Annotated in this window: 12 protein-coding genes and 1 pseudogene; 8 read left to right on the top strand and 5 right to left on the bottom strand. The window is 63.5% G+C overall.

Annotated elements, in window-relative coordinates; translation table 11 throughout:
* Window positions 1-212: 212 nt before the first annotated feature.
* Window positions 213-1,097: an SDR family oxidoreductase gene (locus tag UP06_RS31815; protein ID WP_045007666.1), complete on the bottom strand. Its 885-nt coding sequence runs from the start codon at window positions 1,095-1,097 to the stop codon at window positions 213-215.
* On the opposite strand from UP06_RS31815, the gene UP06_RS31810 reads away from it, so the two are divergent.
* Entirely contained in the window at window positions 1,090-1,788 is a 699-nt protein-coding gene (locus UP06_RS31810) for a TetR/AcrR family transcriptional regulator (RefSeq protein WP_245305601.1), read from the top strand. The genes UP06_RS31815 and UP06_RS31810 overlap by 8 nt on opposite strands.
* 237 nt (window positions 1,789-2,025) lie before the next feature.
* Window positions 2,026-2,184 carry a hypothetical protein gene (locus tag UP06_RS41735; protein ID WP_197087436.1) on the top strand — a complete coding sequence of 53 codons (159 nt, stop codon included), beginning with the start codon at window positions 2,026-2,028 and terminating at the stop codon, window positions 2,182-2,184.
* 22 nt (window positions 2,185-2,206) lie between these two features.
* Here UP06_RS41735 and UP06_RS31800 read toward each other — a convergent pair.
* The 3 genes and pseudogenes from UP06_RS31800 to UP06_RS31790 form a co-directional block, all read right to left on the bottom strand.
* Window positions 2,207-2,976, bottom strand: a pseudogene (locus UP06_RS31800) (amino acid ABC transporter ATP-binding protein).
* Complete coding sequence (locus UP06_RS31795) at window positions 2,973-3,635, bottom strand: amino acid ABC transporter permease (protein WP_045007663.1); 663 nt, start codon at window positions 3,633-3,635, stop codon at window positions 2,973-2,975. The pseudogene UP06_RS31800 and the gene UP06_RS31795 overlap by 4 nt, the downstream one beginning before the upstream one ends.
* Before the next feature lie 9 nt (window positions 3,636-3,644).
* Complete coding sequence (locus UP06_RS31790) at window positions 3,645-4,481, bottom strand: transporter substrate-binding domain-containing protein (protein ID WP_045007662.1); 837 nt, start codon at window positions 4,479-4,481, stop codon at window positions 3,645-3,647.
* A 237-nt stretch (window positions 4,482-4,718) separates the two neighbouring features.
* Here UP06_RS31790 and UP06_RS31785 point away from each other — a divergent pair, with 237 nt between their 5' ends.
* The 6 genes from UP06_RS31785 (at window position 4,719) to UP06_RS31760 (ending at window position 10,609) form a co-directional block, all read left to right on the top strand.
* Complete coding sequence (locus tag UP06_RS31785; RefSeq protein WP_045007799.1) at window positions 4,719-5,636, top strand: NAD(P)-dependent oxidoreductase; 918 nt, start codon at window positions 4,719-4,721, stop codon at window positions 5,634-5,636.
* A 13-nt stretch (window positions 5,637-5,649) separates the two neighbouring features.
* Window positions 5,650-6,003 carry a RidA family protein gene (locus UP06_RS31780; RefSeq protein ID WP_045007661.1) on the top strand — a complete coding sequence of 118 codons (354 nt, stop codon included), beginning with the start codon at window positions 5,650-5,652 and terminating at the stop codon, window positions 6,001-6,003.
* Between the two features lie 109 nt (window positions 6,004-6,112).
* A complete protein-coding gene (locus UP06_RS31775; protein ID WP_045007660.1) occupies window positions 6,113-7,774 on the top strand; it encodes a thiamine pyrophosphate-binding protein in 1,662 nt (553 codons plus the stop codon).
* A 3-nt stretch (window positions 7,775-7,777) separates the two neighbouring features.
* Window positions 7,778-9,043 carry an NAD(P)/FAD-dependent oxidoreductase gene (locus UP06_RS31770; protein ID WP_045007659.1) on the top strand — a complete coding sequence of 422 codons (1,266 nt, stop codon included), beginning with the start codon at window positions 7,778-7,780 and terminating at the stop codon, window positions 9,041-9,043.
* Window positions 9,044-9,052: 9 nt separating this feature from the next.
* Window positions 9,053-9,796 carry an aspartate/glutamate racemase family protein gene (locus tag UP06_RS31765; RefSeq protein ID WP_045007658.1) on the top strand — a complete coding sequence of 248 codons (744 nt, stop codon included), beginning with the start codon at window positions 9,053-9,055 and terminating at the stop codon, window positions 9,794-9,796.
* A gap of 108 nt (window positions 9,797-9,904) precedes the next feature.
* Complete coding sequence (locus UP06_RS31760; protein ID WP_245305600.1) at window positions 9,905-10,609, top strand: GntR family transcriptional regulator; 705 nt, start codon at window positions 9,905-9,907, stop codon at window positions 10,607-10,609.
* Between the two features lie 94 nt (window positions 10,610-10,703).
* On the opposite strand, the gene UP06_RS31755 is transcribed toward UP06_RS31760, so the two are convergent.
* Entirely contained in the window at window positions 10,704-11,858 is a 1,155-nt protein-coding gene (locus UP06_RS31755) for an integrase core domain-containing protein (RefSeq protein ID WP_063778857.1), read from the bottom strand.
* Window positions 11,859-11,961 lie beyond the last annotated feature (103 nt).

The raw sequence follows: 11,961 nt of genomic DNA, 5'->3' as shown, positions 1-11,961 counted from the left end.
GATAAAGCAGACTTGCGCAAGCAAGTCCGGCTTATCGCCGTTTGACCCAACGCCGTGCAGCCTCTCCCGACGTCGTGCTCAATAGCTTCCTCCCGGTATTCCATCACTGCATCGCATGAAAGGGTGGATCCGGCTGCCGTCGGTTGCGGCTGCAAAAGGCTAGCAAAGCAGCACCACGAGGTTGGCCTCATGATACGCTGCATGAGCTAGGGCTATTTTCGAAACAGCGAGATGTTGTCGCTCAGCCAATCGGTTGCCGGGCGCGGAGCGTGGCCCGTCAGCTCGCGAACAGTTGTCGTGGTTTCAGCGAGCACCGATTGATAGAAAGCACGATCCAGGCCGAGCAGCAGGTCGGCGACAAATTCGTTCAGCCCTGAAGCAAGCAGCTTCTCTCGCTGCTCCGCCGGGCTTCGATGCTGATATGTGACGGCGCGACCAAGCAATCCGGACAGTGCATCTGCTATCTCAGGCATGCTCACCGCGGCCGGCCCGGTCAGGTGATAGGCGCGCTGGGAAGTGACGTGCGCATCGCCAAGAAGGACAGCGAAAGCGGAATCCGCGACATCGCGTGTGTCGATCAAATTGACCAATCCGTCGCCCGCTGCCCCGCCCCATGTGTCATTGACGATCGGAGCGACGGCCCGCGCCAGGATGTCGACGAAACTCGAAGGTCGCAAAACCGTAAAGCCCACGTCGCAGGTCGCAAGATGCGCCTCGATTTGCATATGCCAGTCGAACGGATGTAGCCGAGATGGTGGTCCCAACACGGACAATTTCACGATGTGGCTCACGCCGGCGGCCACGGCTGCGTCGATCAGCGCGATTTCGTTGGCGACCTGCCGGGGAGACGTGCCGTGGGCGAGGAACAGACGGTCGGCGCCGCGCAGCGCGTGGTCCAGGGTTGACCGCGCATCGAAGTCCACGGTCGCAACGGAGATCCCGGACGGCAGGCGTTCAGCGTCCGGCCCGCGCGTCAACGCCACAAGCTCAACCGGTTCGGTGACCAGTTTCGAAATCAGGGAGGAGCCCACGCGTCCGGTGGCTCCTGCGACCGCAATGCGCGGATGGCCGGCCTTGGGCTGGGAGGGATTGTACATTGACACAACCTTTCGTATCTTGGAACGATCAGTTCAAGATATTTGGAACGATCGTTCCAAGATGTCAAGCGGGAATACGATGAGTGGAAAACCCCAATTCGATGACGATGCCGTGATCAATTCCGCGATGGATGTGTTTTGGCGGCACGGCTATTCGGCTTCATCAATTGATCAGCTGACGACAGCGATGGGTTTGTCGCGGTCCAGTGTGTACAAGCGATTTCAGGACAAGGATGGGCTGTTCCAGGAAGTCCTTTCGACTTACGTGGACCGTGTGGTGCGGCGGATGGGCGCCGTTCGAGGTGACACGAGGCGCCAACAGCTCGAAGCTCTGTTGCTCGAATTCCTGCCCAGAGAGGGCAAGACCGCGCGACCGGCTGGATGCTTGCTGGCCCGATCTGGCGCCGAGATGGTCGATCTGCCGCCGGCAAGCCAGTCGGTCACGCGGCAGGGACTTAGGAAGCAGCGTGCGATCCTTGGCGAGATTTTGCGCGAGGCGGTCGCAAGTGGAGAATTGGTGGCGGCAACCGACATCGACGGATTGGCCTGGCACTATCTCGGTGTGTTGCAGGCCATACTGAATTTGCCGCAAGCTGGCGCGACTGTTGGCGAGCTTCGCCGCGTTGTAGAACTTGCAATGATGGCGTGGCCCTTGCTCCCGGCCGCCGCAGCCCACCAACGTGCAGTCTGATGTGGACGTGCGCTTATGTCCGCCCAGGCGCTTCAGAATGAGCATCTCGAGGCATATGTTGCTCCCGCGCGAAAACTCTATGGCAACCAGGCTGATCGTTTCCTGATGCTGTATTCAGCGAAGACCGATAAGACCGCCACGGCAGTCTCACCTGTAATCTGCTTCACACGCAAATGCGCCAAACAACGCTAGATGAAGTCAGGCCACGCGACCGCGGGGCCTAGCTCGGAGCTGGCGATGATGGCTGCACTGGCAAAGGCAATATCCCGCGCGACGAGAACCAATGTCGACGTCGAAACTCTGAAGGTCCTCGTGATCTTCTCTGGAGCGGGCCTGCTGGTCTCACTTGCGGCCGCAATGATCTACGGACAGGCCTTCGACGCTGCCTTATTCTGAGTGCGCAAATCGACCGCGCTTCTTAGTGCGTCTCGTGAAACCGGCTCAGGAACGCTCTCAGCCGTTCGCTGCGCGGCTGGCGAATGGTTTCCTCGGGCGTGCCGATCTCGGCCATGATGCCGCCGTTCATGAAGCCGACGCGGGTGGAGACGTCGGCGGCGAAGGTCATTTCGTGGGTGACCAGCACCATGGTCATGCCTTCGGCGGCAAGGTTGCGGATGACGGAGAGGACTTCGCCGACGAGCTCGGGATCGAGCGCCGAGGTCGGCTCGTCGAACAGCATCACCTCGGGCTTCATCGCGAGCGCACGCGCGATCGCGACGCGTTGCTTCTGGCCGCCTGAGAGGCGGCTCGGGAAGGCGTCGGCCTTGTCGGCGAGGCCGACTTTTGCCAGGAGATCGCGGCCGAGCGCATCGGCTTCGGTGCGCGCCATGCCCTTCACCTGCCTCGGGCCCTCGGTGACGTTGGCGAGCACCGACATGTGCGGGAACAGGTTGAAGTGCTGGAACACCATGCCGACATTTTCGCGCAGCTGCGCCAGTTGCGCGTCCTTCGGCGCGCGAGGGCCTTGCCGAACGCGAACCGATGTGCGCCGATCGCAAGCTCGCCCTGCTGCGGCATTTCCAGCAGATTCAGGCAGCGCAGGAAGGTCGACTTGCCGGAGCCGGAGGCGCCGATCAGGGTGACCACCTCGCCGCGTTGGACCGAGAGCGAGACGCCCTTGAGCACCTCATGGTCGCCGAACGCCTTGTGGATGTTGTTGGCGACCAGCGTCGCGCCGTTCGCGCTCATCGATGCGCGCCCATCCGCGTTTCGATCTGGTCGGCGACCAGGGTCAGCGGGAACAGTACGACGAAATAGAGCACGGCAACGATGGTGTAGACCTCGAGCGGCTTGTAGCTTGTCGCTGTGATCACCGTGCCCTGGTAGAGCAGGTCGCCGACCGCGACCACCGACACCAGCGAGGTGTTTTTCAGCTGCATGATGGTCTGGTTGATGAAGGAGGGGATCATCACCTGGGTGGCCTGCGGCAGCACGATGCGGCGGAAGATTTTTCCGCGGCGCATGCCGATGGCGCGCCCGGCTTCCCATTGGCCGGTATCAACGGCTTCGATGCCGCCGCGGAAAATCTCGGCGTAGAACGAGCCGGCGTAGAGCGACAGCGCGACGAAGCAGGCCATTGCCGGCGACATGTCGACGCCGATCAGGACGGGCAGGGCGTAGTACATCCAGACCAGCTGCACCAAAAGCGGCGTGCAGCGGAACACCTCGATATAGAGCCGCAGCGGCACCGAGACCCAGCGCGGCGCCGTCGTGCGCAAAATGCCGACGACCAGTCCGATCAGGAGGCCCGCGACCACCGTGGTCACCGTGTAGAACAAGGTGACCAGGAGCCCTTGTCCGATCAGGCCCCAATACGGCTTGAGCGCCGCGAACTCCCAGACATACATCGGGGACGATCAGAACTGCACTTCGCCCGGAATATCTTCGGCGGCAAGGCCGACTGCCTCAAAGCCCTTCAGCATCCATTCGCGGGTCTGGCCCATCGCGCGGTTGTAGTCGGCCCAGGCGCTGAGGAAATCCTTGTAGCGGCGGTCGCTGTCGGCGCGGATGCCCATGTTGGTCGGCAGCGTCAGCAGCGGCCGCGGCACGGCGAGCTCGCCGAGCGTCGGATTCTTCTTCAAGGTCGCGACCGAAAGCACCGCGAGCGAGACGTTGCAGTCGGCGCGTCCAGTAGATACCGCGAGAATGGCCTCATCACGCGCCTTGAAGCCGAGGATCGTCGCCTTCGGGCAGTAGCGGCGCGCGATGGTCTCGTGGGTCGAGCCGATGTCGACGGAGATCTTGACCTCGGGCTTGTTGAGGTCGGCCCAGGTCTGCGGCTTGGCAAAGCCCTTCTTGGTGATGACGGTGAAAGAATGCACCAGGATCGGGGTGGAGAAGTCGATGACGAGCGCGCGCTCCGGCGTCGGGTTCACGGCGAAGGTGAGATCGACCTTGTCGGCCTGGAGGTCGAGGATCTGGTTGCCCCAGGTCGATTCCAGCGTCTCGACCTTGGCGCCAAGCTTGCTGGCGATGTTGTTGGCCATGTCGATGCAGGCGCCCGACCACTCGTTGGTCGCGAGGTCCTTGTGGAAGTAGGGCTCCTGGCCGACGATGACGGCGATCCGCAGCACGCCGCTCTTCTTGATACGATCGAGCGTGGAGGTCGGCGCGGTGTCGGCCTTGGCCGAGCTGCTCGCGGCAATCGCTGCGCCCGCCAGCGCAACAGTGGTGAGTGCGTCCCTGCGATTCATGGCTTGCTGCCTCCTCGAATTTGGCTCGGATCGTCTCCGTCCTCTGGACTATTTCTGTATTCAGGATAAAATGCAATACGGTATTTCATATTGCTGGTCATTTGTGCGACAAGGCAGAGAAGAGCTCAATATCTTGGCAGGATTGCGTAAAACTCCCCGAGGACAGGGCTTGTCAATCGCATGCAACTCTGAATACAAGACTGAACGCAATTGCTTCATGATCTGAAGGAGGAGCCTGTGCGCGCTCTGTTCGTCGATGCAAACGACACCCTGGCAGCGGTGACCGACAAGCTGCTGCGCTCCCAGGATCTGCCGGTCGGCATCAACCGCAATCCCTCCATCAAGCCCGACGATTTGCCGGGCCTGCTCGACGGCGTCGAGATCATGATCGTCGACCACACCGCGGTGCCGACGGCGATTGCGGCCAAATGCGCGAAGCTGAAGCACGTCGTCTTCCTCGGCACCGGCGCGCGCAGCTACATGAATCCGGACGAGCTCGCTGAGCGCGGCATCGCCGTGCACACCATCAAGGGCTATGGCGACACCGCGGTCGCCGAATGTGCGATCGCGCTGATGTGGGCCTCGGCCAAGAGTTTTGGCGAGATGGATCGCGGCATGCGCGAGGGCAACTGGCTGCGCCGCGACGCTTTGCAGCTCACCGGCAAGACGCTCGGCCTGATCGGGTTCGGCGGCATCGCCGCGGAAGCCGCGCGCATGGCGGCGGGCTGCGGCATGAAGGTGATCGCCTGGAACAGGACGCCGAAGACGCATCCGGGCGTCGAATTCGTTTCGCTGGAAAAGTTGCTCGCGGACAGCCACGTCATCTCGCTGCATTTGTTGCTCAACGACGAGACCAAGGGCTTCCTCTCCCGCGAGCGCATCGCGCAGATGCGGCCCGGCAGCATCCTGATCAACACTGCGCGCGGTGCCGTCGTCGACGAGGACGCGATGCTCGATGCGCTGCGCTCGGGCCACATCGCGCATGCCGGCCTCGACGTCTTCACCGTCGAGCCGCTGCCATCAGGCCATCCCCTGACAAAGCTGCCGAATGTGACGCTGTCGGCGCATTCGGCGTTCCGCACGCCGGAGGCGAGCGACAATTTGATCGGCGCGGCGCTCGATCACTGCCGCCGCATCATCGCGACCGGCAAGTAAAGAAGGACATCCCATGTCTGACATCACCCGCATCGACCAGAACGCCCGCCGCAGCCGCGCTTCCGTGTTCGGCGATCTCGTTTTTCTCGCCGGGCAAGTCGCGGACACCAAGACCGCCGACATTGCCCAGCAGACCCGCGAGGCGCTGGCGAAAGTCGACGACATGCTGGCGCGTGCCGGCACCGACAAGTCGCGCCTGCTCAGCGTGCAGGTCTGGCTTAGGAACATGGACGATTTCGACGCCATGAACGCGGTCTATGATGGCTGGGTCGTGCCGGGCAATGCGCCGACGCGCGCCTGCGGCAAGGTCGAGCTTGCCGATCCCGCCTACCGCATCGAAGTGATCGCGATCGCCGCGCGCAGTTGACATGCGTGTCGATGCCCCCGCGCTGGCTGCATTGGTCTTGCGCTGCATGTCCGTCTATCCTACGCCACCTCGGAACAAAACGCATCGCCAAAGCCTGTAGGGAGCTGTCATGACCATTCGCAACACCCGCACCGGGGGCCAGATCCTGATCGATCAGCTCGTCGCCCAAGGCGTCGAGCGCGTCACCTGCGTGCCGGGCGAGAGCTATCTCGCCGCGCTCGATGCGCTGCATGACAGCCCGATCGACGTCATGATCTGCCGCGCCGAAGGTGGCGCGGCGATGATGGCGGAGGCCTATGGCAAGCTCACGGGACGGCCCGGCATCTGCTTCGTCACCCGCGGCCCCGGCGCGACCAATGCCAGCCATGGTGTCCACATCGCGATGCAGGATTCCACGCCGATGATCCTGTTCGTCGGCCAGGTCGATACCGGCATGCGCGAGCGCGAGGCGTTCCAGGAGCTCGACTACAAGGCGGTGTTCGGCACCATGGCGAAATGGGCGGTCGAGATCGATCGTCCCGACCGCATTCCGGAGCTGGTCGCACGCGCCTTCCGCGTCGCCATGCAGGGCCGCCCGGGCCCTGTCGTGATCTCGCTGCCGGAGAACATGCTGACCGAAACCGCGGCGGTCGCCGATGCCATGCGTATCGAGCCGGCGGTGAGCTGGCCCGCGCCAGCAGATATCGAGCGTGTCAGCGCCATGCTCGCAAGCGCCAAGGCGCCGATCGTCATCCTCGGCGGCTCACGCTGGACCGACGAGGCAACCAAGAGCATCGCGCGCTTTGCCGAGCGTTTCGACCTGCCGGTTGCGACCTCGTTCCGCCGGGCCTCGTTGATCGACGCCGATCATTCGCATTATGCCGGCGATCTCGGCATCGGGCCGAGCCCGGGCCTGAAGGCGCGCATCGATAACGCCGATGTCATTCTTCTGATCGGCGGCCGCATGTCGGAGATGCCGTCGTCGTCCTACACGCTGTTCGATATTCCGACGCCGCAGCAGAAGCTGATCCACGTGCATCCGGGCTCGGAAGAGCTCGGTCGCATCTATCAGCCGGAGCTGGCGATCCAGGCGACGCCTGCCGCGTTCGCCGCCGCCGTCGAGACGCTGAAGCCGGCCGGTGCAGTCGCCTGGAAGGGCGAGGCCGCCAAGGCGCATGCGGATTATCTCGCCTGGACCGAGAAGGCACGCGAGCTGCCGGGCACGTTCCAGTATGGCCAGGTCATGACCTGGCTGCGCGATCGCCTGCCGAAGGACGCGATCGTCTGCAACGGCGCCGGCAATTATGCCGGCTGGATCCATCGCCATCACCGCTTCCACAGCTTTGCGTCGCAGCTGGCGCCGACCTCGGGCTCGATGGGCTACGGCGTTCCGGCGGCGGTGCTCGCGAAACGGCAATATCCGGATCGCACCGTCATTGCGTTTGCCGGCGACGGCTGCTTCCTGATGAACGGCCAGGAGTTTGCGACCGCCGTGCAGTATGACGCGCCGCTCGTCGTCATCGTCGTCGACAATTCGCAATACGGCACCATCCGCATGCACCAGGAGCGCGACTATCCCGGTCGCGTCGTCGGCACCCAGCTCAAGAACCCGGATTTTGCGATGTACGCAAAGGCGTTCGGCGGCCATGGCGAGCGCGTCGAGCGCACCGAGGAATTCGCGCCGGCGTTCGAGCGCGCTCTCGCCTCGGGCAAGCCCTCGATCCTCCATTGCATCATCGATCCGCGCGCGATCTCGGTCGGCAAGGACTTTGCCCCAGCGGTGAAGGCGTAAGCCATGCCGGAAGGCCGCCACGTCGCCATCATCGGAGCCGGCGCGGTCGGCGTGATCAGCGCCATCGAGGCGCTGCGCGAAGGTCATCGCGTCACGCTGATCGATCCCGGTGAGCCCGGTGGCGAACAAGCGGCGAGCTATGGCAATGCCGGCTGGCTGTCGTCGCATTCGGTGATCCCTCCGGCCGAGCCTGGCGTCTGGAAGAAGGTGCCGGGTTATCTGATGGATCCGCTCGGGCCGCTCGCGATCCGCTGGTCTTACTTACCGAAGGCCTTGCCCTGGCTGATCAAGTACCTGCTCTCGGGTTGGACCGAGGCGCGCGTCGAGAAGACTGCGTTCGCGCTGCGCGATCTCCTGAAGGACGCGCCGCTCCTGCACAGGAAGCTCGCGGAAGAGGCCGGCGTCCCTGAATTGGTCGAGCGCAACGGCGTGATGCACGTGTTCCCGTCGCGCGGCAATTTTGACAACGATCTCGGCTGGCGCCTGCGCAAGAAGGTCGGTGTCGAATGGTTGGAGCTCAATGCCGACGAAATCCGCCAGCGCGAGCCTGAGCTGCATCCGCGCTATACGTTTGGCGTGGTGGTGGAAGAAGCCGGCCGCTGCCGCGATCCCGGCGCTTATGTCGCGGCGCTTGCCAATCATGCGCTGGCGAGCGGCGCGCAGCTCGTGCGCGCCAAGGCGACCGGCCTCAAGCTCAACGGCAACAAGCTTGTCGCCGTCGTCACCGACACCGGCGAGATTCCTTGTGACGCTGCGGTTGTCGCCGCCGGCGCCCGCTCGAAGCAGCTCACGGCATCGGTCCGCGATTCCCTGCCGCTCGAAACCGAGCGCGGCTATCACGTCATGATCGAGCATCCGGAGTCCGGTCCGCGCAGCTCGATCATGGCGTCCGACGCCAAGATGGTGGTGAACTGGACCGACAAGGGCCTGCGCGCCGCCGGCACCGTCGAGATCGCCGGCCTCGAGGCCGAGCCGAACTGGAAGCGCGCCGAGATCCTGCGCGATCATCTCTTCAGCATGTTCCCGAAGCTGCCGAAGGACATTCCGGCCTCGCGCATCAAGACCTGGTTCGGTCATCGGCCGAGCATGCCGGATGGCCGTCCCTGCATCGGCTACGCACGCGCCTCGCACGATATCGTCTATGCCTTCGGCCACGGCCATATCGGCCTGGTCGGTTCGGCCCGCACCGGGCGTCTTGTCGCGCAGCTCCTGAGCGGCAAGGAGCCGGAGATTCCCCTTGCGCCATTCGCACCCACTCGCTTCCTCTGAGATCGCATCATGACGACTCCAGCCAATTCGCCTTCTCGTATTGCCCGTGGCGGCAAGGCCATCTACGGCGCGCCGCTCGGCATCCTGATGCTGGAAGCGCGCTTTCCCCGCATCCCCGGCGACATGGGCAACGGCACGACCTGGCCGTTCCCGGTGCTCTATCGCGTGGTGAGCGGCGCTTCGCCGGAGAAGGTGGTGCTGAACGGCGCAGCCGGCCTGCTGCCTGATTTCATCGATGCGGCGAAGGATCTGGTGCGGCTCGGGGCCGAGGCCATCACCACCAATTGCGGCTTCCTCTCGCTGTTTCAGAAGGAGATCGCGGCCGCCGTCGGCGTTCCCGTTGCGACCTCGTCGCTGATGCAGGTGCCGTGGGTGCAGGCAACCTTGCCACCGGGCAAGCGCGTCGGCCTCGTCACGGTGTCGGGCTCGACCTTGACCCCCGCGCATCTCGAAGGCGCCGGCGTGCCGCTCGACACGCCGCTGGTCGGCACCGAGAACGGCAAGGAGTTCTTCCGCGTCCTGATCAAGGCCGAGAAGGAAGACATGGACATCGCGCAGGCCGAGCGCGATGTCGTCGAGGCCGGCAAGCAGCTCGTCGCCAAAAATCCGGATGTCGGTGCCATCGTGCTCGAATGCACCAACATGCCGCCTTACGCGGCCGCGTTGCAGGCCGAGGTTGGGCTTCCCGTCTATGACATCTATTCCATGATCACCTGGTTTCATGCTGGACTGCGTCCGCGCGCCTTTGCCTGATTCCGGTCGTCGCAAAGCTCTGAACAAGCGGTACGAGAGCGCAGTTTGCATTGCTATCGTCCACACGGCCCCGGTATATTGGTCAGTGTTCGGGCATGAATGCAGCTGATGATGAGCAACGTGGAACTGGCTTCCGATAGTATCGTCGATCGCGTCTATGAACAGCTCAAGGCGATGGCCGTGAGCTATGAGTTCAAGCCGGGCGAACGGCTCAACGAGGGTGAGCTGGCGAAGCGCCTCGGCGTCAGCCGCACGCCGCTGCGCGAGGCGCTCAATCGTCTCAACACCGAAGGCTTTCTGCGCTTCACGCCGGGCAAGGGTTTCTTCTGCCGCGAGCTCGACGCCCACGAGATCTTCGATCTCTACGAGCTGCGCAAGTCGATCGAGGTCGCCTCGATCCGCCTCGCCATCAAGCGCGCCAAGGACGAGGACATCGACGCGCTGCTGAAATTCCTCGAGGCCACCGGCCCCGATCCCGGTGAGCGCACGTCGGTTGAGCTCGTCGAGTTAGATGAGACCTTTCACGAGCGGTTGATGGCAATGTCGAACAATGCCGAGATGCTGCGCGTCTTGCGCAACGTCAACGCCCGTATCCGCTTCGTGCGCTGGATCGATATGGACCGCATCAACCGCTCCAACACCCAAGCCGAGCACCGCGCCGTGGTCGAAGGGTTGAAGGTAAGAGACGAGGCGGTTTGCGTCTCCGTGCTGGAAAAGCATATCGACCGCCGGCTGGATCGCATTACGTCCGCGATCAAGGAAGGCTACGCGCAGATCTACATGCCGGCCACGGCGCGGTCGGCCGCGAATTGACGCTCCTCTTCCTTCTCCCCTTGTGGGAGAAGGTGGCGCGTGTCCAGCGGATGGATGGGTAACAGAACAGACCGGATGGATGGGTGACACTGGTTCATGATTTGGTCGGCTGCGGCGCTGCGCTAGCGCAGCGCCGCAGCTTGCGTGTTTTCTGGTCGATGATGCCGATCGGCACGTCGAAGAAGCGCACTTGCCAGGATCCGTCCTCGGTTTCCTCGACGGCAACCGCTTCACCGTCGAGAGCGCTGCAGATGTGGATGAGGTCACCACGCCATTTGATCTCGCCGTTGGAGCGGACCTGGCGCACCGCGGCTTCGGCTGGATAATCCGGCTCGGGAAGCCGCCTTGGCATCGCACGAGCCGAAGGCTGATAGACGCTCGCAGGTGGGTGCTGGCCAAGCGACTCGTGCGGCCGTTCTTCGTTGTAATCGCGCACAAATGCCGCGAAGCGACGGGCCTGCGCGGCCTGGGTTGGCGGCGGTGGCCGCATGGCTTCCAGAAGCGTGAGGTGAAAACGCTCGTGTCGGCCGTTCTGCTGCGGATAGCCAGGATCAATCCGTTCATGGCGGATGCCAAGCTTGATCCACCATACCGACAGCGCCGTCAGACCCGTGGTCCCAGTCGAGGCGAACGGCGAGCCGTTGTCGGAGCGGATGATCTGCGGCAAGCCGTACTCGCGAAACGCCCGCTCCAGCGGCGGTTGGCACTCGGCATATTGCGTGCTGCCCGTCGCTGCCAAACTAATCAAATAACGGCTGAAGCCATCGGTCACCGTGAAGGGTTCAACGCGAGAGCCGTCGCCCAGACGAATCCAGCCCTTGTGATCGAGGGCCCATACATGGTTGGCATGCTGAGGCACCGTCAGTTGACCCACACGCGGTGGCGCACGTCGCCGAGCCCGACGGCTACTAACCAGTCCCGCTCGTTTGAGAATCTGGCCTGCCGTCGAGGCCGACGGCCAATCGATATCCCCTTGGTGAGCCTCAAGCTTGCTTACGATCTTGCGCGGTCCCCAGCTCGGCCGCTCAAGCCGGAGTCCCACAATCGCATCCACGATGTGCTGCGGCGTCGCTCGCCCATGCACCCGCACGGCGTGCGAGCGATCCGCAAGCCCTCCAGCCCCTTCCAACCGGTAGCGGTCCAACCATTTGTAACCGGTCTTGCGACTAATCTCGTAGCGGTCGCACAGCTCCGTCATCGTCCACAATCCGCTTCGCTGATCCGCGATGAAGTTAACCCGCTGGTCCATTGCGCAGCTCTCTCGCCAAGGCATCGGCTGATCCTCCCAGCCGACAGAGAACTGTCACCTATCCATCCGGTCTACTGTGTTACCTATCTATCCGGTCTGGACA

The sequence above is a fragment of the Bradyrhizobium sp. LTSP857 genome, assembly GCF_000938285.1.
Classification (GTDB): domain Bacteria; phylum Pseudomonadota; class Alphaproteobacteria; order Rhizobiales; family Xanthobacteraceae; genus Bradyrhizobium.
The sequence above is the reverse complement of the archived record's forward strand: the minus strand, read 5'-3'. Positions and strand labels throughout refer to the sequence as shown.